This window comes from Mesorhizobium humile, from assembly GCF_033977215.1.
GTDB classification, from domain to species: domain Bacteria; phylum Pseudomonadota; class Alphaproteobacteria; order Rhizobiales; family Rhizobiaceae; genus Mesorhizobium; species Mesorhizobium humile.
The window spans coordinates 72,113-98,702 of record NZ_JAVIIV010000006.1; the positions used below are offsets into that span (position 1 = coordinate 72,113).

27 protein-coding genes and 1 tRNA gene are annotated in these 26,590 nt (G+C 64.6%); 13 read left to right on the forward strand and 15 right to left on the reverse strand.

The genetic code is table 11. From position 1 onward, the window contains the following. The first annotated feature begins 95 nt into the window (after positions 1-95). Positions 96-431 (forward strand): hypothetical protein, encoded by a 336-nt coding sequence (locus RFM52_RS11650; protein WP_320297525.1) that lies wholly within the window; start codon positions 96-98, stop codon positions 429-431. 123 nt (positions 432-554) lie between these two features. On the opposite strand, the gene RFM52_RS11655 is transcribed toward RFM52_RS11650, so the two are convergent. Together RFM52_RS11655 and RFM52_RS11660 are read right to left on the reverse strand one after the other, a co-directional pair. Continuing rightward, the gene (locus tag RFM52_RS11655; protein WP_320297524.1) at positions 555-998 is read right to left on the reverse strand and encodes a lipid-binding SYLF domain-containing protein; all 444 of its coding nucleotides are present in this window, start codon (positions 996-998) and stop codon (positions 555-557) included. 178 nt (positions 999-1,176) lie between these two features. Beyond that, positions 1,177-1,252: transfer RNA gene (locus RFM52_RS11660), tRNA-Ala, on the reverse strand. A 192-nt stretch (positions 1,253-1,444) separates the two neighbouring features. Here RFM52_RS11660 and RFM52_RS11665 point away from each other — a divergent pair. Further along, positions 1,445-1,744 carry a YggT family protein gene (locus RFM52_RS11665; protein ID WP_320297640.1) on the forward strand — a complete coding sequence of 100 codons (300 nt, stop codon included), beginning with the start codon at positions 1,445-1,447 and terminating at the stop codon, positions 1,742-1,744. After that, positions 1,744-2,055 carry a DUF167 family protein gene (locus RFM52_RS11670; protein WP_320297523.1) on the forward strand — a complete coding sequence of 104 codons (312 nt, stop codon included), beginning with the start codon at positions 1,744-1,746 and terminating at the stop codon, positions 2,053-2,055. The genes RFM52_RS11665 and RFM52_RS11670 overlap by 1 nt, the downstream gene beginning before the upstream one ends. 98 nt (positions 2,056-2,153) lie before the next feature. On the opposite strand, the gene RFM52_RS11675 is transcribed toward RFM52_RS11670, so the two are convergent. Genes RFM52_RS11675 through RFM52_RS11685 form a run of 3 tightly spaced genes read right to left on the reverse strand, consistent with a single transcriptional unit; the run spans position 2,154 to position 4,885 of the window. Next, complete coding sequence (locus RFM52_RS11675) at positions 2,154-3,035, reverse strand: MurR/RpiR family transcriptional regulator (protein ID WP_320297522.1); 882 nt, start codon at positions 3,033-3,035, stop codon at positions 2,154-2,156. A gap of 9 nt (positions 3,036-3,044) precedes the next feature. Next, positions 3,045-4,112 (reverse strand): ABC transporter ATP-binding protein, encoded by a 1,068-nt coding sequence (locus RFM52_RS11680; RefSeq protein WP_320297521.1) that lies wholly within the window; start codon positions 4,110-4,112, stop codon positions 3,045-3,047. Positions 4,113-4,114: 2 nt separating this feature from the next. Beyond that, positions 4,115-4,885, reverse strand: a complete 771-nt coding sequence (locus tag RFM52_RS11685) for an SDR family oxidoreductase (RefSeq protein ID WP_320327847.1) — start codon at positions 4,883-4,885, stop codon at positions 4,115-4,117. Between the two features lie 172 nt (positions 4,886-5,057). Here RFM52_RS11685 and RFM52_RS11690 point away from each other — a divergent pair, with 172 nt between their 5' ends. The 4 genes from RFM52_RS11690 (at position 5,058) to RFM52_RS11705 (ending at position 9,700) form a co-directional block, all read left to right on the forward strand. Continuing rightward, positions 5,058-6,287 (forward strand): ABC transporter substrate-binding protein, encoded by a 1,230-nt coding sequence (locus tag RFM52_RS11690; RefSeq protein ID WP_320297519.1) that lies wholly within the window; start codon positions 5,058-5,060, stop codon positions 6,285-6,287. 190 nt (positions 6,288-6,477) lie between these two features. Further along, entirely contained in the window at positions 6,478-7,347 is an 870-nt protein-coding gene (locus RFM52_RS11695) for a carbohydrate ABC transporter permease (protein WP_320297639.1), read from the forward strand. Beyond that, positions 7,344-8,183, forward strand: coding sequence for a carbohydrate ABC transporter permease (locus RFM52_RS11700; protein ID WP_320297518.1), 840 nt, complete (start codon positions 7,344-7,346; stop codon positions 8,181-8,183). Before RFM52_RS11695 ends, RFM52_RS11700 begins: the two co-directional genes overlap by 4 nt. Before the next feature lie 20 nt (positions 8,184-8,203). Continuing rightward, positions 8,204-9,700, forward strand: coding sequence for a M81 family metallopeptidase (locus RFM52_RS11705; RefSeq protein WP_320297517.1), 1,497 nt, complete (start codon positions 8,204-8,206; stop codon positions 9,698-9,700). Positions 9,701-9,917: 217 nt separating this feature from the next. Here the strand turns inward: RFM52_RS11705 and RFM52_RS11710 are convergent, their stop codons facing one another. The 6 genes from RFM52_RS11710 to RFM52_RS11735 form a co-directional block, all read right to left on the reverse strand. Beyond that, positions 9,918-11,966, reverse strand: coding sequence for a M3 family metallopeptidase (locus RFM52_RS11710; RefSeq protein WP_320297516.1), 2,049 nt, complete (start codon positions 11,964-11,966; stop codon positions 9,918-9,920). 101 nt (positions 11,967-12,067) lie between these two features. Then, on the reverse strand, positions 12,068-12,484 hold the full coding sequence (locus RFM52_RS11715) for a nuclear transport factor 2 family protein (RefSeq protein WP_320297515.1): 417 nt from the start codon (positions 12,482-12,484) through the stop codon (positions 12,068-12,070). Between the two features lie 10 nt (positions 12,485-12,494). Beyond that, on the reverse strand, positions 12,495-13,136 hold the full coding sequence (locus tag RFM52_RS11720) for a carbonic anhydrase (protein ID WP_320297514.1): 642 nt from the start codon (positions 13,134-13,136) through the stop codon (positions 12,495-12,497). A gap of 248 nt (positions 13,137-13,384) precedes the next feature. Next, complete coding sequence (locus tag RFM52_RS11725) at positions 13,385-14,161, reverse strand: DUF429 domain-containing protein (RefSeq protein ID WP_320297513.1); 777 nt, start codon at positions 14,159-14,161, stop codon at positions 13,385-13,387. A gap of 69 nt (positions 14,162-14,230) precedes the next feature. Then, positions 14,231-15,115, reverse strand: a complete 885-nt coding sequence (pdxY, locus tag RFM52_RS11730) for a pyridoxal kinase PdxY (RefSeq protein WP_320297512.1) — start codon at positions 15,113-15,115, stop codon at positions 14,231-14,233. Positions 15,116-15,127: 12 nt separating this feature from the next. After that, positions 15,128-15,379: a hypothetical protein gene (locus tag RFM52_RS11735; RefSeq protein ID WP_320297511.1), complete on the reverse strand. Its 252-nt coding sequence runs from the start codon at positions 15,377-15,379 to the stop codon at positions 15,128-15,130. 241 nt (positions 15,380-15,620) lie between these two features. Between RFM52_RS11735 and RFM52_RS11740 the strand changes: the two genes are divergently transcribed. The 5 genes from RFM52_RS11740 (at position 15,621) to ppa (ending at position 19,523) form a co-directional block, all read left to right on the forward strand. Then, complete coding sequence (locus RFM52_RS11740; RefSeq protein WP_320297510.1) at positions 15,621-16,268, forward strand: LemA family protein; 648 nt, start codon at positions 15,621-15,623, stop codon at positions 16,266-16,268. Positions 16,269-16,436: 168 nt separating this feature from the next. Beyond that, on the forward strand, positions 16,437-17,285 hold the full coding sequence (locus RFM52_RS11745; RefSeq protein ID WP_320297509.1) for a TPM domain-containing protein: 849 nt from the start codon (positions 16,437-16,439) through the stop codon (positions 17,283-17,285). Between the two features lie 6 nt (positions 17,286-17,291). After that, positions 17,292-17,930, forward strand: coding sequence for a TPM domain-containing protein (locus RFM52_RS11750; protein ID WP_320297508.1), 639 nt, complete (start codon positions 17,292-17,294; stop codon positions 17,928-17,930). 426 nt (positions 17,931-18,356) lie between these two features. Further along, entirely contained in the window at positions 18,357-18,866 is a 510-nt protein-coding gene (locus RFM52_RS11755) for a GNAT family N-acetyltransferase (protein WP_040991512.1), read from the forward strand. 123 nt (positions 18,867-18,989) lie between these two features. Beyond that, entirely contained in the window at positions 18,990-19,523 is a 534-nt protein-coding gene (gene ppa, locus RFM52_RS11760; RefSeq protein WP_320297507.1) for an inorganic diphosphatase, read from the forward strand. Between the two features lie 2 nt (positions 19,524-19,525). Here ppa and RFM52_RS11765 read toward each other — a convergent pair whose 3' ends face one another. From RFM52_RS11765 to RFM52_RS11780, 4 genes are read right to left on the reverse strand one after another with little or no spacing between them, the layout of a single operon-like run. Continuing rightward, positions 19,526-20,473, reverse strand: a complete 948-nt coding sequence (locus RFM52_RS11765) for an ABC transporter permease (RefSeq protein WP_320297506.1) — start codon at positions 20,471-20,473, stop codon at positions 19,526-19,528. 3 nt (positions 20,474-20,476) lie between these two features. After that, entirely contained in the window at positions 20,477-21,454 is a 978-nt protein-coding gene (locus RFM52_RS11770; RefSeq protein WP_320297505.1) for an ABC transporter permease, read from the reverse strand. A 1-nt stretch (position 21,455) separates the two neighbouring features. Further along, positions 21,456-22,919 (reverse strand): sugar ABC transporter ATP-binding protein, encoded by a 1,464-nt coding sequence (locus tag RFM52_RS11775; protein WP_320297504.1) that lies wholly within the window; start codon positions 22,917-22,919, stop codon positions 21,456-21,458. A 45-nt stretch (positions 22,920-22,964) separates the two neighbouring features. Further along, entirely contained in the window at positions 22,965-23,981 is a 1,017-nt protein-coding gene (locus RFM52_RS11780) for an ABC transporter substrate-binding protein (RefSeq protein ID WP_320297503.1), read from the reverse strand. Between the two features lie 197 nt (positions 23,982-24,178). Here RFM52_RS11780 and RFM52_RS11785 point away from each other — a divergent pair, with 197 nt between their 5' ends. After that, positions 24,179-26,590 carry a glucan 1,4-alpha-glucosidase gene (locus RFM52_RS11785; RefSeq protein ID WP_320297502.1) on the forward strand — a complete coding sequence of 804 codons (2,412 nt, stop codon included), beginning with the start codon at positions 24,179-24,181 and terminating at the stop codon, positions 26,588-26,590.

The following is a 26,590-nucleotide window of genomic DNA, read 5'->3' on the forward strand; positions in this document are numbered from 1 at the left end:
ATGTGCAGCCGAAAATCAAAGTGATCTCGGCTGCCGCAAATCGCCCTCAAACAGGACGTTCTTCCGGCTTTTACCTGGAGACCTTGGAGAGGCTGATGAAACTGTCTGTTCTTGCCCTTGCTGGGACCATGCTGGCGGTGATGCCAGCGGTCCAGGCGGCGCCGATGATTGGCGTGCCGGCTCGAAATAGCTTGGTGCAGGAGGCGCACGTCACATGCGCCTATTTGACCGACGACGGCTACTGCGTGCGACCGCATAAGAAGCACAAGCACTGGAAGCGGGAGCGTTACTACCGCCCCGCTTACCGCACCTATGAGCCGCAGCCGCCGGATGAGGATTACTGGCGCTATCAGCGTCCTCGGCGGATTATCCGGGTCGTTCCAGACTACCCGCCGCAGGACGAAGACAATTGGGATGATTGGGACAATTGAGGCGTCCCGAGGCCGGGAGCCCTTCGCGGGCCGAGGCCTGCTTGCACGCCTCTCGACTTACAGTGGCCGGCATTCGGCGCCCAGGCGGCGCCTTTGCCGGCCCTCCACGAAGAGCGTTGCGCCCTACCGCTTCAGCGCGATGCTGATGCCGCTGAGATCGGCGTTGACCTGCAGGCCGACCTGCCTGCCGGTAAGCTCGAGCTGGGCGCCCTTGTCATTGGTCATGACGATCACCTGGGCGCCCTTGCCGAGCGCGCCGCCGCCGCCCGCAGCCCCATAGACTCCCGTCACATCGCTGGCGCGGCGGATGTGGCGCACGGTGCCTTGGAAATAGGTTTTGGACGCCCCGAAGGCGAGGCCGCCCGAGACGCCGCCGACCGAGATCGGATAGCGCTTGCCGTGGAAGGTCAGCGTGCCCTCGCCGCCGGAGCCGCCGATGAAGAAGGCGGCCTTGTAGACGGAAAAGCGGATCGTGCCGCTGTCGGCATGCGCGGCGCCGGCAATGCTCACGCCCGCGGCGGCGATTGCCGCCACCGCGACTGAACGGAACCTGGACAAAATCTGCATGATGAAAACTCCTCGAGCATCGCCGCTTACCCAGCCGGCGGGGGCATATCAGCTTCAAAAGTATAGCTGAACCGTCTTGCCCCGCCATTGGTTCCAAGCACGCGGCCCGAAATCCGGCGGTCACAAAATGCTGAGCGAGGAAGATTGAAGCCGACGAGGAGCACAAGCGTGTGCTGGCTGGTGGAGCTGAGGGGGATCGAACCCCTGACCTCATCATTGCGAACGATGCGCTCTCCCAGCTGAGCTACAGCCCCGTTCCAGCGGATGGGCTTGTATCGGTCGCGGCCGTTTGATGTCAAGGCGAAACGATGGCTTCGCGCCATGCGCCGAGGCCGGCGGGCCTTGCCGGCTCGCCGAGCCTGCGGGCTTGCCCGCTCGCCAAGGCCGGCGGCCCTTGCCCGCTCGCCACGCAATGGCTACATGTCGGCGACAATTTGGAGACCGGCATGATCGCCCTTATTCAGACCATCGTCATGGCGCTTGATATCTACTGGTGGATCATCATCGCCTCGGCGATCTTTTCCTGGCTCTATGCCTTCAATGTCGTCAACTCGCGCAACCAGTTCGTCGGCAGCGTCGGCAACATGCTCTACCGGCTGACCGAGCCGGCCTTGCGCCCGATCCGCCGCTTCATGCCCGATCTCGGCGGCATCGACATTTCGCCGATCATTCTCTTGCTGATCATTTTCTTCATCCGGCAGTTCCTGGTCACCACCGTCTGGTCCTGGGTCGTGACCGGCGGCTGATGAGCACGTCGTTTCGGCTGCGCGAGAACGGCATCGACCTTTACGTGCGGCTGACGCCGAAAGCCGCGCTCGACCGGATCGAAGGTGTCGAGACCACCGCCGACGGGCGCAGCCATCTCAAGGCCCGCGTGCGCGCCGTGCCGGAGAACGGCGCCGCCAATCAAGCGCTGGAACGGATGATCGCCAAGGCGTTGGGTGTTTCGGTGTCGACCGTTTCGGTGGTCGCCGGCGGCACATCGCGGCTGAAGACGCTGCGAATCCTGGGAGATGCGGCTGAGCTGGCGAAAGGCGTCGAGGGTATGATCGAGTAATCCAGAGTTTGAGATGCAGGCGGGACAGCGGCCCCCTCTGGCCTGCCGGCCATCTCCCCCGCTTGGGGGGAGATTGGCAGCTTCAACGCCGGCTCTTCTCAATCCCCCAGCGGCAGCTTCGGATCGTCGACCTTCAGCGTGTTCACGCTCTGCTTGATGCGGCGCAGATTCTCCAGCACTTTCGGCCCGCGCGATTCCGCCACCGTGGTGGCGATCATGTCGACGATGGCCAAAAGCGCGTAGCGCGACGAGGTCGGCTTGTAGATGTTGCCGTCCTCGACAGGCTGCAGCAGGATGACCGTGTCGGCGACCTTGGCCAGCGCCGAGTCCGGCGCAGTGATGGCGACGGTGGCGGCGCCATATTGCTGCGCGACCTCGACCGCCTCGATCACCGAGCGCGCATAGCCCGACACCGAGAAGGCGACCAGCGTCGTCTCGGGCGTCGCCACCGCGGCATACATGCGCTGCAGCTGGCCGTCGATCTGGGCGAGCGCCGACAGCCCCAGCCGGAACAGCCGGTTCTGCATCTCTGTCGCCATCATCGAGGAAATGCCGCCGGAGCCGATGCACAGCACATTGCCGGAACCGGCGATGCGCGCGGCGACATCCATCAGCGTCGTCATGTCGAGATTTTCGCTGGCGCGCTGGATTGCGGCGATCGCCGCCTCGGTAATCGCCGAGGCGATGCGCTGCTCGCGCGCGTCGCGGCTGAGCGGTTCCGGCGACAGATACTGGCCGCCGATGGCGATCGCCTGCGCCAGGTAGAACTTGAAATCGCGCAGGCCCTCGCAGCCGAGATTGCGGCAGAAGCGGGTGACGGTCGGCTCGCTGACGCCGACGCGCGCGGCAATCTCCGAAATGGCGGCCTTGGAGGCGAAATCGAGATCGGAAAGCACCAGCCCGGCCAGCCGGCGGTCCGACTTGGTGCCGTCCTGCGACATCAATTGCAGGCGGGTGATGATGTCGGCCGGGGTCTTCATCTCATCATCTCAGAGCGGCAGGCCCGTCGCCTTGTCGAACAGGTGGATGTTGCGCGGGTCGACGCTCACCGGCAGCCGGTCGCCCGGCTTCACCTGCAGCCGGTCGCGGAACACGGCGCGCACCGTGTCGTCGCCGACCGAGCCGTAGACATGCGTTTCCGAACCGGTGGGCTCGACGACATCGACCTTGATGGCGATGGCGTCGTCACCCGCGCCGACCATGAAATGCTCTGGCCGGATACCGGCCTCTACCGTATCGCTGCCGGACGCCGCCTTGCCGGCAAGCGCCAGCCGGCCACCGCCCTTAGTCTCGAACCAAGCCTTGCTGTCGGCGCTCTTCAGCGCACCGGAAACGAAACTCATCGACGGCGAGCCGATAAAGCCGGCGACGAATTTGTTGGCCGGCCGGTCATAGAGCTCCAGCGGCTGCCCGACCTGCTGGATGCGGCCGCGATCCATCACCACGATGCGGTCGGCCATGGTCATCGCCTCGATCTGGTCGTGGGTGACATAGACGATGGTCGATTTCAGCCGCTGGTGCAGCGCCTTGATCTCGGTGCGCATCTGCACGCGCAGCTGCGCGTCGAGATTGGAGAGCGGCTCGTCGAACAGGAAGACGGAAGGCTCGCGCACGATGGCGCGGCCCATGGCGACGCGCTGGCGCTGGCCGCCCGACAATTGCCGCGGATAGCGGTCGAGATAGGAGAAGAGGTTGAGCACGCCGGAGGCCTTCTTGACCTTGTCGTCGATCGTCGCGCGGTTCTCGCCGCGGATCTTCGGGCCGAAGCCGATATTTTCCGACGCCTTCAAATGCGGGAACAGCGCATAGGACTGGAACACCATGGCGATGTTGCGCTTCTGCGGCGGCAGCTCGTTGGCGCGCGTGCCGCCGATGACGAGGTCGCCGGAGGTGATCGTCTCCAGCCCGGCCAGCATGCGCAGCAGGGTCGACTTGCCGCAGCCGGACGGACCGACCAGCACGACGAACTCGCCGCTTTTGATATCGAGGTTGATGTCCTCGAGGATTTTGTGCTGGCCGAAGGATTTCGACAGGTTGCGGAACTGGACGTCGGTCATGGTCACGCTCCCAATATGTCGTCGATGAAAGGCAGGTAGCCGGCTGTCAGGCCGGCGTCCACGGGCAGCACGGCACCTGTTATGCCGGAAGCGCGCTCGGAAGCAAGGAAGGCTATCGCCTCGGCCACTTCGGAAGCGTTGACGATGCGGCCGAGCGGATAAAGCCGCTTGAGCCGGCCAAGGATCTCGGGGTCCTTGGCCAGGCGATGGTCCCAGGCGGCGGTGCGGATCGAGCCCGGGCAGACGACATTGGCGCGCAACCCGGCGCGGCCAAGCTCGACCGCGATCGATTTGGCATAGGCGTTGATACCGGCCTTGGCGGCGGCATAGGCCGGGTTGCCGAAATGCGCGACGGCGTTGACCGAGGAGACGAAGACAACGCTGCCCGAACCGCGCTTGGCCATCGCCTTGATCAGCGGGTCGGCGAAAGTCATCACGCCGGTCAAATTGAGGTCGAGCTCCTGCTCGATCCTATCAGCCGTCAGCGCCTTCAACGTTTCGGCCCGCGTCCAGCCGGCATTGTTGATCAGGATGTCGGGAACGCCGTCTTTGTCGAGCAGCACGGGGATAGCCGCTTCGATCGAGGCCCGGTCGAGCAGGTTGAAGACATGGCGCGAGGCGATGTGCGGACTGGCCAGCGCTTCCATCGACTGGTCGCAGCCAACGATGCGCGCGCCGCGCTCGGCCATGAGCTCGACGATCGCCGAACCGAGGCCGCCGCCGGCTCCGGTGACGACGATTGTCTTGCCTTCGAACTCGGCTTTCGAACCCACGCTGCCCGCTCCTCCACCCCTCATTTTAGGACGACAGGCTAGTCAAGCAAATGTAATTTAGCAACATGATTATCCGCTTGCGCGGCGTGAAATGATGGATAATGTAGGAAAGTAACATAAATCCTGTGCTCACAAGAGCCAGGCGCCAACGTGCATCAATGGGAGAAATAAGATGAGCCTCGCGAAATGGACTGCCGGCCTGTTGGCCGGAATGAGCATGCTGGCTTTTGCAGCACCCGCCGATGCCGGCGAGGTGCGCGTCACCGTCGCCGAATACAGCGCCAAGACCGGCCCCTATTTCGAGGAAGTGAAGAAGGAATTCGAAGCGGCCAATCCCGGCATCACCATCAAATATGAAGTGGTGCCGTGGGATGTGCTCTTGCAGAAACTCACCACCGACATCACCGCCGGCACCAATGCCGACCTTTCGATCATCGGCACGCGCTGGTTGATCGACTTCGTGCAGCAGGATGTCGCCGAGCCGCTCGACAGCTACATCAAGCCCGAGTTCAAGGACCGCTTCATCGACACCTTCCTGAAGCCCTCGATCATGGACGGCAAGACTTACGGCCTGCCGATAGCGGCTTCCGCGCGCGCCATGTACTACAACAAGGAATTGTTCGAGAAAGCCGGCATCGCCAAGCCGCCGGCGACCTGGACCGAGCTGCAGGAAGACGCCCGCAAGATCAAGGCCCAAGGCGCCTTCGGCTACGGCCTGCAGGGCAAGGAGATCGAGACCGACGTCTATTACTACTATGCGATGTGGTCCTTCGGCACCGAGATCCTCAACAAGGACGGCACCTCCGGTCTGAGCACGCCCGGCGCGCTCGAAGCCGCCAAGCTCTACAAGTCGATGATCGACGAGGGCCTGACCGAGCCAGGCGTCACCTCCAACAACCGCGAGGACGTGCAGAACCTGTTCAAGCAGGGCAAAGTCGGCATGATGATCACCGCGCCCTTCCTGTCCAACCAGATCAAGGACGAAGCGCCGAACCTGAAATACGGCGTCGCGGCCATCCCTGCCGGCCCGACCGGCGCGCGCGGCACCTACGGCGTCACCGATAGCATCATCATGTTCAAGAACTCCAAGAACAAGGATGAGGCCTGGAAGCTACTCGACTTCCTGTTCACCAAGGAGCAGCGCGCCAAGTTCACGCAGGGCGAAGGCTTCCTGCCGGTGAACAAGGAAGAGGCGAAGATGGATTATTACGTCAACAATGCCGACCTCGCCGCCTTCACCGCGCTGCTGCCCGACGCCCGCTTCGCGCCGGTCATTCCGGGCTGGGAGGAGATCGCCCAGATCACCTCCGACGCTATGCAGAAGATCTATCTCGGCGGCGACCCCGAGGCCGGCTTGAAGGATGCGGCGGCCAAGGCCGACGCCGTGCTGAAGAAGAAATAAGGGCGTATCTCCCTGCGCCCGTGGCGCGCTCCACCCCGTCGGGGCGCGCCACATCTTTCCCGATACCCGCAATCCGGAACGCGCGTGGCTATTCCGCGCCGGGCAAGCCGCAGCCGGATTGAGCCAAGCCGGCAAATCGGCGAAATTCATCCGCAAGTCCTATCCATCGCAACACGGTGCCATCCAGCCGATGCAAAGCCGGATCCTGCCTTACCTGCTGACGCTGCCCAGCCTGCTCCTGGCTGCGGTGGTGATCTTCTGGCCGGTCTGGGATCTTGTGCAGATCTCGACGCATGACGTGAACCGCTTTGGCCAGCTGCGCGATTTCAGTGGCCTGGCCAATTTCTGGGCGCTCGCCGTCGATCCCGATTTCGTCGCAGCACTTTGGCGCACCGGCCTATGGACCGTGCTGGTGGTCGGCGGCGCGCTGCTCTTGTCTATCCCGGTAGCAATCATCCTCAACACCGACTTCTACGGCCGCGGCATCGCCCGCGTCATCATCATGCTGCCCTGGGCAGTGTCACTGACCATGACGGCGGTGGTCTGGCGCTGGACCCTCAACGGCGAAAGCGGCATGCTGAATTCGGCGCTGATGAAGCTCGGCCTGATCAGCAAGAACATCCAGTGGCTGGCAAGCGCCGAGACCGCCTTCCCGATGCAGGTGCTGATCGGCATATTGGTGACGGTGCCGTTCACCACCACGATCTTCCTCGGCGGCCTTTCCTCGATCCCCGACGATCTCTATGAGGCGGCGGCGCTCGAGGGTGCGACGCCCTTGCAGCAGTTCCGCGAGATCACCTTTCCGCTCTTAAAGCCCTTCATCAACATCGCCATCGTGCTCAACACCATCTATGTCTTCAACTCCTTCCCGATCATCTGGGTGATGACGCAGGGCGGGCCGGCCAATTCCACCGATATTCTGGTCACGCATCTCTACAAGCTCGCCTTCCGCATCGGCAAACTGGGCGAGGCGTCCGCGGTGTCGCTGGTGATGTTCGCCATCCTGCTCGTCTTCACCATGATCTATGTGAGGCTGGCCATGCGGGAGCAGCGGGCATGACAAGTACGCTTACGACGGGCAAGCTCAAACGCACCATCATCGCCTGGCTGCTGCTGGCTCCATTGATCGTGGTGACGATCTTCCCCTTCGCCGTGATGTTCCTCACCGCCGTCAAGCCGCGCACCGAGGTGCTGACCCCCACCTGGTGGCCGAGCGAATTCCGCTGGTCGAATTTCGCCGACATGTGGGTGGCGACCGGCTTTGGCCAGGCGCTCACCAATTCGCTCTATGTCTCGGCGCTCGCCACGATCGGCGCCATCCTGATCTCGGTGCCCGCGGCCTACGCCATGTCGCGCTTCCGCTTTGCCGGCTATGGCGCGTTCCGCCAGTTCCTTTTGATCTCGCAGATGATCTCGCCGATCGTGCTGGTGCTCGGCCTGTTCAGGCTGATGGCCGCCTGGGGGCTGGTCGAGAGCACCACCGCGCTCGGCTTCATCTACATGGCCTTCAACGTCGCCTTCACTGTCTGGATGCTGCAGAGCTATTTCGACACCATTCCGCGCGACCTGGAGGAAGCGGCCTGGATGGAAGGCGCCGGCCGCTGGCTGACGCTGCGCAAGGTGTTCCTGCCGCTCTGCCTGCCGGCCATCGCGGTGACGGCGATCTTCACCTTCATCAACGCCTGGAACGAATTCGTCGTCGCGCTCACCATGCTGCGCAGCCAGGAAAGCTACACACTGCCGATCCAGGTCTTCTCGCTCGTCGCCGGCCGCTACACGATCGAATGGCATCATGTCATGGCGGCCACGCTGCTGGCCACCCTGCCGGTGGCGATCCTCTTCATCTGGCTGCAGCGCTACCTTGTCCGCGGACTGGCGCTTGGGGCCGTAAAATAAGCATCCACTACGGAGCGTTCATGCGCATCTTCACCGCCTCGCTGGCGACGGAAACCAACACCTTCTCGCCGGTGCCGACCGACCGGGCCTCGTTCGAGATGGCCTTCTATGCCGGCCCGGGAAAACATCCGGAGACGCCGACGCTTTGCTCCTCGCCGATCGTGGCTTTGCGCAAGCGTGCGGACAAGGAAGGGCTAACGGTTATCGAAGGCACCGCCACCTGGGCGGAGCCCGGCGGTCTGGTGCAGCGCCAGACCTACGAGGCGCTGCGCGATGAGATCCTCGACCAGCTCAAGGCCGCCTTGCCGGTCGATGCGGTGATCCTCGGCCTGCACGGCGCCATGGTGGCGCAAGGCTATGACGATTGCGAAGGCGACCTGCTGGAGCGTGTGCGTGCCATCGTCGGGCCGAAAGTGGTGATCGCCTCGGAGTTCGATCCGCACAGCCATTTGACGCCGAAGCGCGTCGCGGCTTGCGATGTCATGGCCTATTTCCTCGAATTCCCGCACACCGATTTCTACGAGCGCGGCGAGCATGTCGTCGAGCTCGGCCTTGCCGCGGCGCGGGGCGAGATCAAGCCGGAGATCTCGACCTTCGACTGCCGCATGATCCAGGTGCTGCCGACCAGCCGCGAGCCGATGCGCTCCTTCGTCGACAGGATCAAGGCGCTGCACGGCAAGGATGGCGTGCTGTCGGTCTCGGTCATCCATGGCTTCATGGCCGCCGACGTGCCCGAAATGGGCACGCGCATCCTCGTCGTCACCGACAACGACAAGGCGAAAGGCGACAAGCTCGCCGAAACGCTGGGGCGCGAGCTTTACGCCTTGCGCGAAAAGACCGCGATGACGATGCTGTCCGCCTCAGCCGGTATCGAACAGGCGCTTACCGTGCGCGCCAAGCGCCAGGACAAGCCGGCGGTGATCGCCGACATCTGGGACAATCCCGGCGGCGGCGTGCCGGGCGACGGCACCATCGTGCTGCGCGAGCTGCTTTCGCGTGGCGTGCGCAATGTCGGCGTGGCGACGATCTGGGATCCGATCGCGGTGACCTTCTGCCATGCGGCCGGCGAAGGCGCCGTCATCGACCTGCGCTTCGGCGGCAAGGCCGGCCCTCAGGCCGGCGAGCCGATCGATGCCCGCGTCACGGTGCTGAAGGCGGTCGCCGAAGGCTGGCAAAGTTTCGGCCCGAGCCGGGTGACGCTGGGGCCATCGGCGGTGGTGCGCATCGAAGGCACCGAAGTCGATGTCATCCTCAATACCAACCGCACCCAGACCTTCGAGCCGGACATCTTCTCCAACATCGGCATCGATCCGCTGTCGAAAGACATCCTCCTGATCAAATCGACCAACCATTTCTACGCCGGCTTCGAACCGATCGCCGCCGAGATCATCTATGTCGCGGCGCCGAGTTCCTATCCAAGCAATCCGGCGAAGACGGACTACAGGAAACTGAAGCGGGCGATATGGCCAAGAGTGGCGGATCCGTGGAGCGCTTCCCCTTCTCCCCCTGTGGGGTGAGAAGCGGTCCGCGTTAGCGGACGAAAAGCCAATTGCTTGGCTTTTCGAGCTTCGAACGCCCTGAGCCTGCGAAGGGCCGGGCGATGGCCGCGAAGCGGACGGATGAGGGGTGCTCCAGCGGAGTGAGGCGCTGGCGTTCCCTGGAACACCCCTCATCCGTCTCGGCGCTGCGCGCCGATCCACCTTCTCCCACAAGGGGAGAAGGGAGAAGGCCGCGCTACACCAGCCCCCGCTTCACCATCATCGCCTCGGGCGAGGGCATCTTGCCCCGGAACGCCGTGTACAATTCCTCCGGATCCTTGGACCCGCCCGCGGCGTAGATGTTCTTCCTCAGCCGCTCGGCCAGCTCGGGATTGAAGGCATCGCCCGTCTCCTCGAAGGCCGAGAAGGCATCGGCGTCGAGCACTTCCGACCACATGTAGGAATAATAGCCGGCTGAATAACCGTCGCCGGCGAAGACATGGCCGAAATGCGGGGTGCGGTGACGCATCGCGATCGTGTCGGGCATGTGCAGCTTTTCGAGCGTCTCGGCCTCGTAGCGCAGCGGCTCGGCCGGCGCGTCCGGTCGCGCGTGATAGGCCATGTCGATCAGCGCCGAGGCGGTGAACTCGACCGTGGCGAAGCCGGCGCCGAAGGTGCGGGCGGCGAGCATCTTGTCCAGCAGCGCCTTCGGCATCGGCTTGCCGGTCTTGACGTGCAGCGCGTGCTTTTCCAGCACCGCCGGCACCGTCAGCCAATGCTCGTAAAGCTGCGAGGGCAGTTCGACGAAGTCGCGGCTGACCGAGGTGCCCGAAACCGACGGCCAGGTCACGTCGGTCAGCATGCCGTGCAGGGCGTGGCCGAACTCGTGGAACAGCGTCTTCGCCTCGTCGACCGACAGAAGCGCCGCCTCGCCGGCCGGCGGCTTGGCGAAATTCATGATGTTGTAGATGACCGGCGTGGCCCCGTTGCCCAATTTGTAGCCGGACCGCAGCGCGCTCATCCAGGCGCCGGAGCGCTTGGAAGGGCGCGCGAAATAATCGGCCAGGAACAGGCCGCGTTCGCTGCCGTCGGCGTTCTTCACCACGAACGCGCGGGCATCTGGATGCCAAACCGTGACGCCCTTCTTCTCCTCGAAGGTGATACCGAACAATTTCGTGGCGACGTCGAAACAGGCGTCGATGACGCGCTCGAGCTGCAGATAAGGCTTCAGCTCCGCCTCGTCGAAGGCGAATTTCTCGGCGCGCAGCTTCTCCTGGTAGAAGCGCCAGTCCCAGGCGGCGAATTTCTCGTTGCTGCCGGCTTCGGTCGCCAGCCGCTCCAGCTCCTTCTGGTCGGCGGCAGCCTTCTCCAGCGCCTTTTCCCAGACCGGATCGAGCAGGTCATGCACCGCCTTCGGCGTCTTGGCCATCGTGTCGTCGAGCTTCAGCGCCGCGAAGGAGCCGTAGCCCAGAAGCTTCGCCTTCTCGGCGCGCAGCTTCAGCATGTCGCGCACCACATCGGTATTGTCCGTGGTGCCGCCGTTCTGGCCGCGCATGATGAAGGCGCGGAAGGCCGTCTCGCGCAGGTCGCGACGCTCGGAGAAGGTCGAGAACGGCTCGTAGATCGAGCGTGACAACGTCACCGCGTAGCGGCCCTTCTGCCCCCGCATCTCGGCGGCTTCGGCCATGGCGCTCTTCAAAAAGTCCGGCAGGCCGGCGAGATCGGCCTCGTCGAGGAACAGCGCCCAGTCGCGCTCGTCGGCGAGCACATTCTGGCCGAATCTGGTGCCGAGCGAGGAGAGCTCCTCATTGATGGCCGCGAGCCGCTTCTTGCCTTCGGCATCCAGTTTCGCGCCCGAGCGGACAAAGCCCTTCCAGGTCTTTTCCAGCACGCGCAGCGTCTCGGGATCGAGCTTGAGGCTGTCGCGCCGCTGATAGAGGTCGTCGATGCGGGCAAACAGCTCCTCGTTCATCGAGATCGCCGAGAAATGCCGCGACATCTTTGGCGAGATGTCGCGCTCCATCGCCTGGATCGTGTCGTTGGTGTGGGCGCCGGCCCGGCACCAGAAGATCGAGGACACGTGGTCGAGCGCCTCGCCGGCGAGCTCCAGCGCCGCCAGCGTGTTCTCGATGGTCGGCGCCTCGCTGTTGCCGGCGATCGCGTCGATCTCGGCCCGGTGCGCCGCCAGCGCCGCGTCGAAGACCGGGCCGAAATCATCGTCGCCGATGCGCGAGAAATCCGGCAGGCCGAGCGGCCCTTGCCAGACGGTCAGCGGATGGGCGGCGAGGTCGACGGTTTTTGACATGGGCAGATCCAACTGGGAGTTCGGTGAATTGAGAGGCGGGGCTGCCCCGGATGTAGGGCGATGCCGCGCATCGCGCAACTCGGGCCGCCCCCGAATATATTTCAGTAGGCGCTGCAATCCTGCGCGACCGCCGTCTGGGTGCTGGCGGCGATGCGGCCGCCGGCGACGGTGAAGGTCTCGCGCATCAGCGTGTCGTTGCTGGGGAAGTCGTAGCAGGCGAGCACCGTGGTCTCACCGTTCTCGCTCTTTTCGATGCGATGGCGGATCACGGCGCCCGCGACCGCGCCCTGCCATTCGTCGATCGAGGCGATGAAATCCCGCTTGGTCTGGACGACGCCGATGTCGTCGAGGTTCAAGCGCACATTGTCGGCAAGCAGCTCGGAAAGTTCGGTGCGGTCGGCGACCAGCAGCGCCGAATACCAGCGGTCGATGATGGCGCCGTCATCGGCGCTGGCGCGAACGATCGTGGACGCCAGCAACGCCGCCGCGAGAAAGAACCGCCACCAGCTCCGGTGCATCGCCCCTCCGTTACAGCTCCGGCCTCTCGAAATCGCCGGTTTCCTTGTTCATCACCCAGAGCTCCCCGGACGAGATGTCGAACCAGGCGCCGTGCAGCGTGAGCCTGCCCTTGCCTTCAAGGATCGAAACGCAGGGAAAGGTCCGGAGATTGGCGATCGAGTAGCGGACGGAAATCCGCTCCAGGGCGGTCTGGCGCTCGGTTGCCGTCATCATCGTGCTGGCGGCCACGGTCTCGGCGGCCGGCGCGATCAGGCTCATCCATTTGCCGATGAAGTCGCCGGGCGACAGTGGCGCGGAGTTGGTGTCGAGCGCGGCGCGGATACCGCCGCAGCGACCGTGGCCCATTACCACGATGTTTTTCACCTTGAGGCTCTGCACGGCGAATTCGAGCGCGGCCGAGGTCGAATGGAACTCACCGTCCGGCTCATAGGGCGGCACCAGATTGCCGACATTGCGCAGCACGAAGAGCTCGCCCGGCCCGGCGTCGAAGATTGCTTCGGGGGCGGAACGGGAATCGCAGCAGGCGACGATCATCGTTTCCGGCGCCTGGCCTTCCCGCGCCAGCGAGCGGTAGCGTCCGCTTTCGGCGGGATAGCGGCCGTTCATGAAGTTCCGATAACCGTTCAGCAGATGTTCGGGAAGATGGGGCATGGGCGGCTAGAGCCTTTCCGGGGTTGGAGACGGCAGCTCGTTGCGATCGAAAAAGGCTCTAACGGCAAAAGCCGGTCGCGGGCAATGCCGAATTGCGGATCGCCCGGTCGCAATCGCGATGCGACGAGAGCATGGTGCCGAAAAGTGTGAAGCGGTTTCGGGCGACATCATGCTCTATCTCTTTGACGCAGAGCCGGATGATTTCGGGTCGATTCGACCTGAAATCATCCGGCTCCAGCGTGGCTTGACTACGCCCAGATAGCCACCGGAATGCCGAACCGGTCGGTCAGCGGCGGATCGGGCGAAGGCCGCGCCTCCCCGCTGGCGATACGCCCGGCAATCAGCATCATGGCCGCGGCGTCGAGGAAGTCGTCGCTCGCCGCGCCTCGTGGCGGCGCCTGGTCGAGAAAGCGCCTGTCATAGCCACGCCGGCAAAGCAGCGCCTTGCGCTCCTCCATGCCGGCCGGGTTGACCGCGCCCTTGATCTTTTTCGGCAGCGCCATCGCCGTGCCGCCATTCAGCCGGCAGAACGCCACTTCCGGATGCGATTCGAAGATGCGGTGACGCAACTCCGGTCGCGCGATCAGCAAAGAATCGATCTCGCGGATCTTCGAGAAAATGCCGAAGGCCTGGATGGAAACGCCGCGCGGCGGGTCGGAGGTCTCCATCGCCACGGCGCTTGCCAGCCGATGCGCCGCGTACCAGGCCTCGATCGTGGTGAAGTCGCTGGTATCGGCATAGAGCGCCGCCCGCGAGGGAATGGCGAACACGCTCGATTGCCGCGCCCCGAGCAGCGGCCGCACCAGCGCCTCCGGTCCGCGCCCGCCTCTGCTCGAAAAATCCGGCAGGCCGATTGGCATGTCGACGGCAATCGTGGCATCGGGCAGCGCGTCGAGCAGCGCCTGGAAGCTCGGGAAGACCGAGACCGATGGCGGCTTGTCCAGTTCGCGATGGACGGCGATCCAGCCGGCCTTGCAGCCGTCGACGCCTGCGAGAGCGGGATGCAAATTAGTAGACGTTAGCATCCCGCTCTGTCTGTTTGCTTGGCCGCATTTCTGCGACGCCAAATTCCATTTGGCTGCAAAATGCTCGGTTCACGCCCGCTTGTCCCGCCCGGGATGCAGGAGATGGCGCAGTTGCACCATGGCCATCGGGTGCGACAGGCTCTGCGCATCGGTTTCGAGCTGCAGCTCGTCGCCGCCGCGCTTGGCGGTGCGGGCGAGGATTTCGTAGACGGCGGCGGTGGTCGATTGCAGCGCCTTGACCGGCGCCTGGCCGGAGAGAACGCGCGCCAGATAGACGGCGGCCGTCAGGTCGCCCAGCCCATTCGGCGGCTTCTCGATCACACGGTGCTCGGCAAGCAGCGCCTGGCTGCCGTCGAGCAGGAAGTTGCCGATGCCGCCCGCCATCATCGCGGGCGCCGAGGTCACCAGCATGGTCGAAGGGCCGGCATGCAGCGCCGCTGCCGTCACCGCCTTGATGTCGGGCAGCGGCGCGCCCGCCATCCATTCCAGCTCATAGCGGTTCGGCGTCGCGATATCGGCGATCGGCATCAATTTGTCGCGCATGGCGACTGCCGTCGGTTCCGGCACGTAGAGCCCGCCGGAATCGCCCATCACCGGGTCGCAGATGTAAAGCGCGTTCGGCGTCCTTTCCTTGACCGCGGCGACCAGCGAGGCGACCGCCTCGGCCTGGCCAGCTTCGCCGAGATAGCCCGACAGCACAGCCCGGACCTCGCCCAGCCAAGGCGCTCGCTCGAGATCGGCCATCAGCGCCTTGAACTGGTCGAGCGGTGGCACGATGCGCGTGGCCCGGCTGTGGCCAGGATGCCAGGGCAGGATGACGGTGGGCACCGCCCAGACCGGGAAACCCAGCGTCTCCAGCGCGAAGACGGCGGCGCGGTTGCCGACCGAGCCGCGGGCGACATGGCTGGAGATGACGATGACCGCGCGCGGCGCGTCGGTTTTTTCTGCGCTCATGAAATTCGGTTCCTAACCGCCAAGCGTGGCGGCATACACCAGCCAGGCCAATAGCCCAATGGCAATGACGAAGCCGAGCGTTCGGCCAATGCGGGTTCCCCAGTATTCGATGGGATCGGTGCGGTCGGCGTCGGCGGCGGTGACACGGTCGCGCGCATCCTTCGCCGTGCGGACGATGAACGACGCGCCGCCCGGCGCCGTCTCACGCGCCACGCGTTCTAGGATGCGGCGCGATTCGGTCTCGTCGTCCCGGCGCTCGGCCATGGCAATTGCCCTTTCCTGCCCGCAGCTTAGAGCAATTCCAGGAAAAGTGCGAAGGGTTAGGTTCGGCGGCTTCGCCGTATCCTTCCGACCCGGAATTGCGTCAAACAAAAAGACAGATTCCTGTTCGCTCGACCATTCACAGTGGCTCGCGGCCGAGCCGGAGCAGCGTCATCAGCCGGACATTTTCTTACGCGTGGATTGTGGTAATGCTTCGCCTGCAACTTCTATCGAGGGACCAATCATGATCACCGAGCGCCTCTCACTGCCCTCCCCCTTCCGCAGCCTGCCCGCCTTCCTGATGATGGCTTTCGTGCTGCCGCTGCTTGCCGGCTGCGGCTACAACACCATTCCGACCGCGGAAGAGAACGCCCATGCGGCCTGGAGCGAGGTGCTCAACCAGTATCAGCGCCGCTCCGACCTGATCCCCAACCTGGTCGAGACGGTGAAGGGCTACGCCTCGCATGAGAAGGATACGCTCGACGCGGTCGTGGAGGCGCGCGCCAAGGCAACGCAGATCACGGTGACGCCGGAGACGCTGAAGGATCCCGAAGCGCTGAAGAAATTCCAGGATGCCCAGGCCGGGCTGACCAGCGCGCTGTCGCGGCTGATCGCGGTGTCGGAAGCCTATCCCGACCTCAAGGCCAACCAGAACTTCCTCGCGCTGCAGGCGCAGCTCGAAGGCACCGAGAACCGCATCGCCGTTGCGCGCCGCGACTACATCCAGGCGGTCAGGGACTACAATCTGACGCTGAAGACCTTCCCGTCGGTGTTGTGGGCGACCTTCTGGTTCCGCGGCAACGAGCCCTTCGCGAACTTCACGGTCGATGAGGACAAGATGCAGGTGCCGAAGGTCGATTTCGGCACGAGCACCACGAAGCAGGGCGGCTGAGCCTCGGCTGAAATTTAATCGAGCCCATCAGCGTTGCGTTCCTTCGCCCCCCTCTCTGTCCTGCCGGACATCTCCCCCTCTAGGGGGGAGATTGGCAGTTCCGCCGACGGCGCACACCCTGCGACGCTGACGATTGGCGAAGGCCAAGGTGCCGTCCAATCTCCCCCCTTGAGGGGGAGATGTCCGGCAGGACAGAGAGGGGGGCCTCGCACCAACCTTTCCTTCGTCGGCGTTTTGCTCGCCCTTCTCCTCCTCCCCCTCACCGCCCTCGCCGCCGACCTTCCCGCGCTGACCGGCCGCGTGGTCGATAATGCCGGCATCATCGATGCCGGCACGCGCGCGGCGCTGACTCAAAAGCTCGCGGACTTCGAAACCAAAGGCTCCGACCAGATCGTCGTCGCCACCATACCCAGCCTCGGCGGCGAGGAGATTGAACCTTACGCCAACCGGCTGTTCCGCTTCTGGAAGCTCGGTCAGGCCAAGGAAAACAACGGCGTGCTGCTGCTCGTTGCGCCGAACGACCGCAAGATGCGCATCGAGGTCGGTTACGGGCTGGAAGGCACCCTGACCGACCTGCACACCAAGCTGATCATCGAGAACGACATGGTGCCGGCCTTCCGCGCCGGCGATTTCTCCGGCGGCATCACCAAGGCCGTCGACGACATGATCATGGTGCTGGAGGGCAACCCGGAGGAACTGGAGGCGCGCGGCAAGCGCAACGAGCAGGCGCCGTTCAACTCCGACGATCTGTTCTTCGCCATCTTCATCACCATCTGGGCGCTGATCTTCTTCGGCGGCATCGCGATGACGGTGCTGCCGCCGATCTTCGGCCAGAAGATTGGACCCGGCCGCTACCGCTGGCTCGGCATGACCTTCGAACCCGGCCGGCGATCCTCCTCGTCGAGTGGCGGCGGCTGGTCGTCGGGCGGCGGAGGTTGGTCGTCAGGGGGTGGCGGTGGCGGGTTTTCCGGCGGCGGCGGCTCGTCCGGCGGCGGCGGCTCTTCGGGAAGCTGGTGAGGCACCATGGCAACGCGACCGATCAGCGCCGAGGACCATGACCGCATCGCCGAGGCGATCCGGACGGCCGAATTGAAGACCGGCGGCGAGATCTACTGCGTCGTCGCTCGGGCCAGCGACGGCTACTTCTTTCCGGCCGCGTTCACGGCGACGATCGGCCTCTTCGTCGCCAGCCTTGCCGTCGCCTATGGGCTGGAGGCCTGGTGGCTGTCTATCCGCGTGCCGCATTTCGTGCTGGCGCAAATGCTGGCGCTGGCCTCGATGCTCGCCTTGCTGTGGCTGTGGCCCACCTTGCGCATTCATTTCGTGCCGCGAAGGTTGCGCTATCAGGCCGCGCACGCCAATGCGATGAAGCAGTTCCTGGCGCGCAACGTCCACCGCACGCAGGCCCGCACCGGCGTGCTCATCTTCGTCTCCATCACCGAACGCTATGCCGAGGTCGTCGCCGACTCCGGCATCGATGCCAAGGTCGGCCAGCATGTCTGGGACGGCGTGGTGCGCGAGCTGACGAGACATGCCGGCGACGACCGACTGGCCGACGGCTTCGTCAAGGCCATCGGTACGGTCGGCGCGGTGCTCGCCGAGCATTTCCCGGTCACCGAAGGCGACACCAACGAACTCGACGATCATCTCGTCGAAATCTGACTAGTTCCCGCATTGGGATCTCTTGACCGGTCGGCTCTGTTGCGTCGGCAGGCGGCATGCCTTGGGGATTGGCCGAAACGCCCATTGCGATCGTCATTCCAGGGCGGAGCACGAGCGAAGCTCCGTCGCGAAGACCCTGGAATCCATGCCGTTACCTTCGCCAAGAAGTGCAGCGGAGCAGAATTCTGCACCCCAGCAGCGCTTCCAGGTCACGGCATGGATTCTATGGTCTGCGCCGCGTCGCTTCGCTCCTTGCTCCGCCATAGAATGATGAGGTTGGGATGGCTTCAATCAATCTCCGGCGTTTGCGCTGATTTCACGGAAATCAACGCCTTGTCCGCCTACGCCCTTCGGCTGTGCGAAAGCGTCGAAGGGCCATGGCTGACTCTTTGCAATCGGGCGATGCGGGTTTATGGTTAACCAATCATGAACACGCTGACGATCGATATCCGGAAGGCAGAGCCGCGCGACGCGAGCGCCATCGCCGAGGTGCACCAGCAGGCCTGGCGCGGCGCCTATTCCGGCATCATCCCGCACCGCACGCTGACCTCGATGATCAACCGTCGCGGCGTCGACTGGTGGGCCAACGCGATTCGCCGCGCGGCCACCGTGCTGGTGGTCGAGATCGGCGGAACGGTCGCCGGCTATGCCACGATCGGCAAGAACCGCGCCCGCGAGCTCCGCCAGCAGGGCGAGATCTATGAGCTCTATCTGCGTCCCGAATATCAGGGCATCGGGCTCGGCAGCCGGCTGTTCAAGGCGGCCAAAGCCCGTCTGGCCGACCACGGCCTGCGCGGCCTTGTGGTGTGGGCGCTGGAAGACAATCACAACGCCCTGGCCTTCTATGCCGGCAATGGCGGCCGCGATATCGCCGAGGGCGTCGAGGTCTTCGAGCAGAAGGCGCTTAAGAAAGTGGCTTTCGTCTGGAACGACTAGCGTCGCCTAGGTTACAGGCCATCACAAACTGTGCTCTTCCATTAGCGTCCCGCACTATTCGACGCATTGCACCATGACGTTTCGCCCGCTATCGGTCTTTTCAATCGAGAGAGGGATTTAGCCATGCGTATCGAAGCGATTGCCACCGGGAAGAACCCGCCTGACGACGTCAACGTCATCATCGAGGTGCCGATCGGCGGCGAGCCGATCAAATACGAGATGGACAAGGAGGCGGGCACGCTCTTCGTCGACCGCTTCCTGCACACCTCCATGCGCTATCCCGGCAACTACGGCTTCGTGCCGCACACGCTGTCGGGCGACGGCGATCCGATCGACGTTCTGGTCTGCAACACGCGCGCGCTGGTGCCGGGTTGCGTCATCAATGTGCGGCCGATCGGCGTCTTGATCATGGAAGACAATGCTGGCCAGGACGAGAAGGTGATCGCCGTTCCCTCGCCCAAGCTGACGCTGCGCTACGAGAACGTCACCGAATACACCCACCTGCCCGACATCACGCGCCAGCAGGTGCAGCACTTCTTCGAGCACTACAAGGATCTCGAGCCCGGCAAATGGGTCAAGATCGAGGGCTGGCACGATTCCAAATACGCCAAGAAGATGATCGTCGACGCGATCGAGCGGGCCAAGGCCGCTAAATAGCGCTACCGAATAGCCTTCTCGCCGCCGGCCGCCGTGATCACGCCCACGATGATCAGCCCGGTCAGCAGCAGCCGCACGCCGGCGCTGACGCCGAAGGTGTTGAGCATGGTCAGCAGCAGCACCAGGAACAGGCCGGCGCCCCAGACGCCGGGCACATTGGCCTTGCCGCCGGCGACCGAGGTGCCGCCGATGACCACGACCGCGATCGAGGCGAGCAGGTATTCGTTGCCGATATCGACATTGGCGCCGCGGAAATAGCCGGCAAGCAGCGCCCCGTCGATGCCGCCGAGCGCCCCGCACAGTGTGTAGGTGAGGAAGCGGATGCGGCCGACATGGACGCCGGCAAGCCAGGCAGCGCGGATGTTCTGGCCGATCGCCAGCACCGAGCGGCCGTAGATCATGCGCTGCAGCGCAAGTGCGGCGCCGATGGTGAACACCACCGTCAGCATTGCCAGCACCGGAATGCCCAGCACCTGCCAGTTGGTGAAGTCGGCAAAGCCCGGCGGCGGCTTGATCTGCAGGCCGCGGCCATAGCTGATATCGACCGACTGGATGATGAAGCTCGCCGACAGCGTCGCGATGATCGGCGGGATGCGCAGCGCCCAGATCAAAAGGTAGTTGATGGCGCCGATCGCCGCGCCGCAGGCGAGTGCTGCAAGCAGACCGACGACGATCATCGAATCGCTGCCGCCCATCACCTTCATGGCGACGGCACTGGCCAGCCCGATATTGGCCGGCAGCGACAGGTCGACATTGCCGGGCCCCAGCGTGATGACGAACATCTGGCCGACGCCGACGATGACGGTGAACACGGCAAGCGAAAGCGCCGCCGTGACCATGCCGCCGGCGCCGTAGCCGCCGGTGAAGGCGATCGTCGCCAGCCAGACGACCAGCGCGCCGACGAAGGACCAGATCCAGGGTTTTTCAAGCAGCGTCCGCACGGAGGTCATCGCTTACCGCTCCCTGCGGCTGATCAGCACGCGCGCCGCCAGCACGATGATCAGGATCGCGCCGTTGGCGGCCACCTGCCAGTCGGGAGGAATGTGCATGAAGGTCAGGAGCGGCGAGGCGGCCAGCGCCAGCGTCAGCGCGCCAAGCACGGCACCGATCGGCGACACCCGACCGCCGACGAACTCGCCGCCGCCCAGGATGACGCCGGCGATCGACAGCAGCGTATAGCCATTGCCGATATTGGCGTCGGCCGAGGTGGTGATGCCGATCAGCGCCATGCCTGAAAGCACGCCAAACAGCCCGGTCAGCGCGAACAGCGCGATCTTGGTCCTGAGCAGCGACCAGCCGGCGCGCCTCAGCGCCGCGGCGTTGCCGCCGGAACCGCGCAGGATCACGCCGTAGGAGGTGCGCATCAGGCCGAAATGCACGACCGCGGCGATGATCAGCGCGGCAAGGATCGGGAACGGGATATAGGGCGGCTTGAAGGACATGATCGAAAGCAGCCAGTCCGGCGCCTTGCCGCCGGGCTTGGGCAGGACCAGGATCGCAAGCCCCTGCCAGACGAAGCTCATGCCGAGCGTCACCACGATGGACGGCAAATTGCGCAGGTGGATCAGCGCGCCGAGCAGCGCATAAACGCCGATCGAACCGATTAGCACGACAATGCCGAGGAGCGGCGCATCCCTCAGCCATGTCGCGGTAACGCAGCCGACGAAGCCGACGAAGGTCCCTATCGACAGGTCGAGCTCGTTGCCGGCGATGACGAACATCTGCGCGATCGTCGCCAGTGCGATCGGGATCGCCAGGTTGAGCATCAGGTTGAAGCCGAAATAGCTGATGGCGCGCGGGTTAAGCCAGGCAATCGCGATCAGCACCAATGCCAGCGACAAGGCCGGCAAAAGACCGCGCAGCATGCGCGCCCGGGCCGCGCTGCCGCGTGGTGAGGATTTCGGGAGCGTGCCGGGAGCGATCGCGGTCATCTCAGGCCGCATCGCCGAACGAGGACTGGATGATCTTTTCCTCCGTCAGCTCGTCGCGCCGCAGATTGGCGACGATGCGGCCGTTCTTGAAGACATAGACGTGGTCGCAATTGTCGAGCTCTTCAGTCTCGGTGGTGTACCAGAGAAAGGTGCGGCCCTTGGCGGCCTCCTCCCGCACGAGGTCGTAAACTTCGAGCTTGGTGCCGATGTCGACGCCACGCATCGGGTCGTCCATCAAGACGATCTCGGCGTCGGAGCCGAGCGCGCGGGCAAACAGCGCCTTCTGCTGGTTGCCGCCCGACAGAGAGAAGATGTTGTTGTTCATGTCCGGCGTGCGGATGCCGATCTTCTGCTTCCAGAACTCGGCGAGCTCGGCCTCGCGCTGCGGCGAAATCAGCAACCCGTTGCGCAGCCGGGCCAGCGAGCGGATGCCGATATTCTGCGCGATCGACCATTGCGAGAAGATGCCGTCCGACTGGCGGTCGCCGGCGACCAGCGCTACCGGCGCGGTGACCTCGATGCCGGCCCTGACGCGGGCGGCGGCCGCAAAGATCGCCAGGAGCAGGTCCGTCTGGCCATGCCCGGCAAGGCCCGCGAGGCCGATGATCTCGCCGGCGCGGGCGACCAGCTCCTTGTCGTCCTGCTGCCTGGCGGGGCGAGCGCGAACCCGCAATGCGCCGCCCTCGGCCTTCCGGATTTCGGCCGCGGCCTTGTGATGTCCCTCGGCGCCGCCCATGGCGGCGACGAGCTTGTCGCGATCGAAGGCATTGGCGGCATCCGCCGCGACCACCTTGCCGTCGCGCATCACCACGATGCGGTCGGCGTTCTGCAGCACCTCGCCCAGCACATGCGAGATCAGGATGCAGCTGCCGCCGGCCGCCACGAAGCGGCGCACAAATGAAAGCAGCTGGCCCGCCGTGTGCGCATCGAGCGAGGAGGTCGGCTCGTCGAGGATGACCAGATGCAGCGGCTCGCGGGTCAGCGTGAAGGCGCGCGCCACCTCGACCATCTGCCGCCTTCCGATTGATAGGTCGCCGGCAATGTCGTCCGCCGAAATGCCGTGGTCCGGAAAGATCTCGTCGAGCTTGGCGCGGATGAGATCGGCGGCCTTGCGCCGCCAGCCGAAACCGGTGAGCGAGGGATGGTTGATGCGGGTGTTCTCGGCGATGCTGAGATTGGGGCAGAGCGACAGCTCCTGGAACACGCAGCGTATGCCGAGTTCGAGCGCGCGCGCCACCGAATAGCTTGCTTCCTGATTGCCGCGCACCGCGATCTGCCCGCCATCCGGCCGCAGCGTGCCGGCCACCATATGCATGAGCGTCGACTTGCCGGCGCCGTTGTGCCCGACCAGCCCGACGCATTCGCCGGCGCCGACATGGAAATCGACGCCGTTAAGCGCTCGAACGGCGCCGAAATGTTTTTCGGCGCCGTTCAGTCTGACGATGTCTGCAATAGCCTGGAGCATCCTCAACGATATCCGGTTGGCGATGCGGCTGGCAACGTCACGCCGCTACTGCTTGATGTTGGCCTTGATCGCCGCGATAGCCTCTTCCTGCGTGTATTCGTGGGTGGCGACGCCGCCTTCCTTGATTTTCGGCAGCGCGGCCTCGAAATCATCCTGGGTGAAGGCGAGATAGGGCACCAGGAGGTCGTGCGGGATGTCCTTGCGGCCGTCGAGCACCTGCTGCGCCACCCAGAAGGCCAGCGTCGACACGCCGGGCGCGATCGAGGCCGACCAGGTCTTGTAGCCGTCCTTCTCCTTCTGCTCCTTCCACCACTTCAGCTCGTCCTGCCGGTTGCCCATGATGATGGTCGGGCGCGGCTTGCCGGCGGCGGCGAAGGCCTGGGCCGCGCCATAGCCGTCACCGCCCTGGTCGACGATGCCGACGACGTCCGGCAGCGAAGGCAGGATGGTCGCCACCGCTTTCTGCGCGGTCGTCTGGTCCCAGTCGCCCGTCACCGAACCCACGATCTTGAACTCGGGATGGGCGGCGACGCCTTCGAGGATGCCGGCATGGATGGCATCGTCGATCGAGGTGCCTGCGAGACCGCGGATTTCCAGCAGGTTGCCGCCCTTGGGCTGGAACTTGGCCATCTGCTCGACTTCCTGCTTGCCCATGTCCTTGAAGTCGACGACGACGCGGTAGGCGCAAGGCTCGGTCACGATGCCGTCGAACGAGACCACAACGATACCGGCATCGCAGGCCTGCTTGATGGCGCCGTTGAGCGCATCGGGCGAAGCGGCGTTGATGACGATGGCGTCATAGCCCTGCAGGATCAGGTTCTGCACCTGGGCGGCCTGGGTCGGCACTTCCTTGTCGGCGGTGGTGAAGACGTCCGCCGCGGCGACGATCTTGTCCGCGACCGCTTTCTTGGTGACGATGCCGTAGCTGTCGAGCATCGCCTGGCGCCACGAATTGCCGGCATAATTGTTGGAGAAGGCGATCTTCTTGCCGCTGGTGTCGGCAAGCGCGGTGCCCGAGGCGAGCATCGCCGCGAATGCACTCAGTACGAGCAGTTTTTTCATGTCGGTTCCTCCCGAGGTTGCTGGTCTTGACGGATGGTCGTAACGCGAATTGCCTGTTTTTTATCTATTGTCAGACAAATTCAGAGGAACCGCAAGCTGTCAACTGCAAAGCATTGGCGCTGCCCGATCAACTTGCGGTGGGGCGATTGAAAAGACGGCGACTCCTGGTCTAGGAACGCGGCAGGAGAGAGAATTTGATGGCAGTGACGCCGACCGTTGCTAAAGGCGCGCCCGGGATTCCGGCGCGTTGGACGTCGAGCGCCAAAAGCGGCGCCGGCACCGCGCTTTCGGCAAAAAGCCCGCTCTGGTTCACCATCAGCCACGGCATTCTGAACGAGATCTATTATCCGCGTCTCGACAGCGCCTGCACGCGCGACCTGGGGCTGATCGTGACCGGTCCCGACGGCTATTTTTCCGAGGAGAAGCGCGATGCGGCCCACACCGTCGAACCTTTCGAGGACGGGGTCCCCGGCTACCGGCTGACCAACACCGCTTCCGATGGCGCTTACCGGATCGAGAAGCGCATCGTTACGGATTCGAAACGACCTGTCCTGCTGCAGGAAACCAGTTTCACACTCCTCAAGGGCCAGGCTGCCGATTACCGCGTCTACGCGCTGCTGGCGCCGCATCTCGTCAACGCCGGCATGGGCAACACCGCATGGATCGGCGAGCACAAGGGGCAGCGCATTCTTTTCGCCACCGGACGCGGCGTGTCGCTCGCGCTCGCCTCCTCCTTGCCCTGGGGCGCCAGCTCGGCCGGCTATGTCGGCTTCTCCGACGGCTGGCAGCAACTCCATGACAATGGCGCGCTCGATGCCTCCTGCCAGGCGGCCGAGGACGGCAATGTCGCGCTGACCGGCGAGATCGGTTTTTCGGCCGGCAACACCACCGCCTTGCTGGCGATCGGATTCGGCGCTTCGCCGGAAGAAGCCGCCGACCTTGCGCTAGCAAGCCTGGAACAGGGTTTCGAACCGGCGACGAAAACCTATGTCGAGAACTGGCGGAAATTCCAGGCGGGGCTCGAAAAACTCGACCGTCACGCCGCCTCCGGCCTGAACACCTACCGCGCCAGCACGGCGGTGCTGGCAACGCATCTGTCGGTCGCAAGGCCCGGCGCCGCCGTCGCCAGCCTGTCGATCCCCTGGGGTTTCAACAAGGGCGACGACGATCTCGGCGGCTATCACCTCGTCTGGCCGCGCGACCTGGTCGAGACGGCGGGCGGTTTCCTCGCCGCCGGCGACGGCAGGCAGGCGCTGCAGATCCTCACCTATCTGCGCTCGATCCAGCAGCCGGACGGTCATTGGCCGCAGAATGTCTGGTCCGACGGCACCGCTTACTGGCCGGGCATCCAGATGGACGAATGCGCCTTTCCGCTGCTCTTGGCCGACGCCTTGCGCCGCGCCGGCCATCTGCCGCGCGCGATGCTCGCCGACTTCATGGCCATGATGGAGAAGGCGGCCGCCTATGTCGTGCGCAACGGTCCGGTCACCGGCGAGGATCGCTGGGAAGAGGATGCCGGTTACAGCCCCTTCACGCTCGCCGTGGAAATAGCCGCGTTGCTCGCCGCCGCCGACATGCTGGACGCCTGCGGCAAAAGTGAGCCGGCAAATTATCTGCGCGAGACCGCCGATTGCTGGAACGACCAGATCGAGCGCTGGACCTATGTCACCGGCACCGAGGCAAGCGCCAAAGCGGGCATCGAAGGCTATTATGTCCGCATCGCACCGCCCGATGAAGGCGGCGCTGCATCGCCGAAGGACGGCTTCGTGCCGATCAGGAACCGGCCACCTGGCGATACCGACAAGCCGGCCGAGGCGATCATCAGCCCGGACGCCCTGGCGCTGGTGCGTTTCGGGCTAAGAGCCGCCGACGATCCGCGCATCCTGAACACCGTCAAGGCGATCGACGCCGAGCTGCGCTGCGACCTGCCGCAAGGACCGCTCTGGTACCGCTATACCGGCGACGGCTATGGCGAGCATGAGGACGGCGCGCCCTTCGACGGCACCGGCCGGGGACGGCCGTGGCCGCTGCTAGCGGGCGAGCGCGCCCATTACGAACTGGCCGCCGGCCGCAAGGACAAGGCGGCGCAACTGCTGGAGACTTTCGAACGCTCGGCCGGCGTGGGCGGCCTTCTGCCGGAGCAGGTCTGGGATCGCCCCGACATACCGGACCGCGAATTGCGGCTGGGCGCCCCTTCCGGCAGCGCCATGCCGCTGGTCTGGGCGCATGCCGAGCACATCAAGCTGTTGCGCTCGCTGCGCGACGGCGCCGTCTTCGACCTGCCGCCGCAGGGCGTCGAGCGCTATATCCAGGGCAAGACGGTCTCGCCGCTGCGGATCTGGCGCTTCAACAACAAGATCCGCTCCATCCCTGCCGGCAAGGCGCTGCGCGTCGAATTATCGGTGCCCGGCGTCGTTCATTGGAGCAGCGACAAATGGCTGACCGTGCAGGACAGCAGGACGGCCGAAAATGCGTTCGGCGTCCATCTGGTGGATTTGCCCGTTAACCGGCTGCGGCCGGGATCCACCGTCGTTTTCACTTTTTTCTGGCCCGAGGCGATGCGTTGGGAGAATGTCGACTTCAGCGTCGGCATTGACGCCCAACCGTGA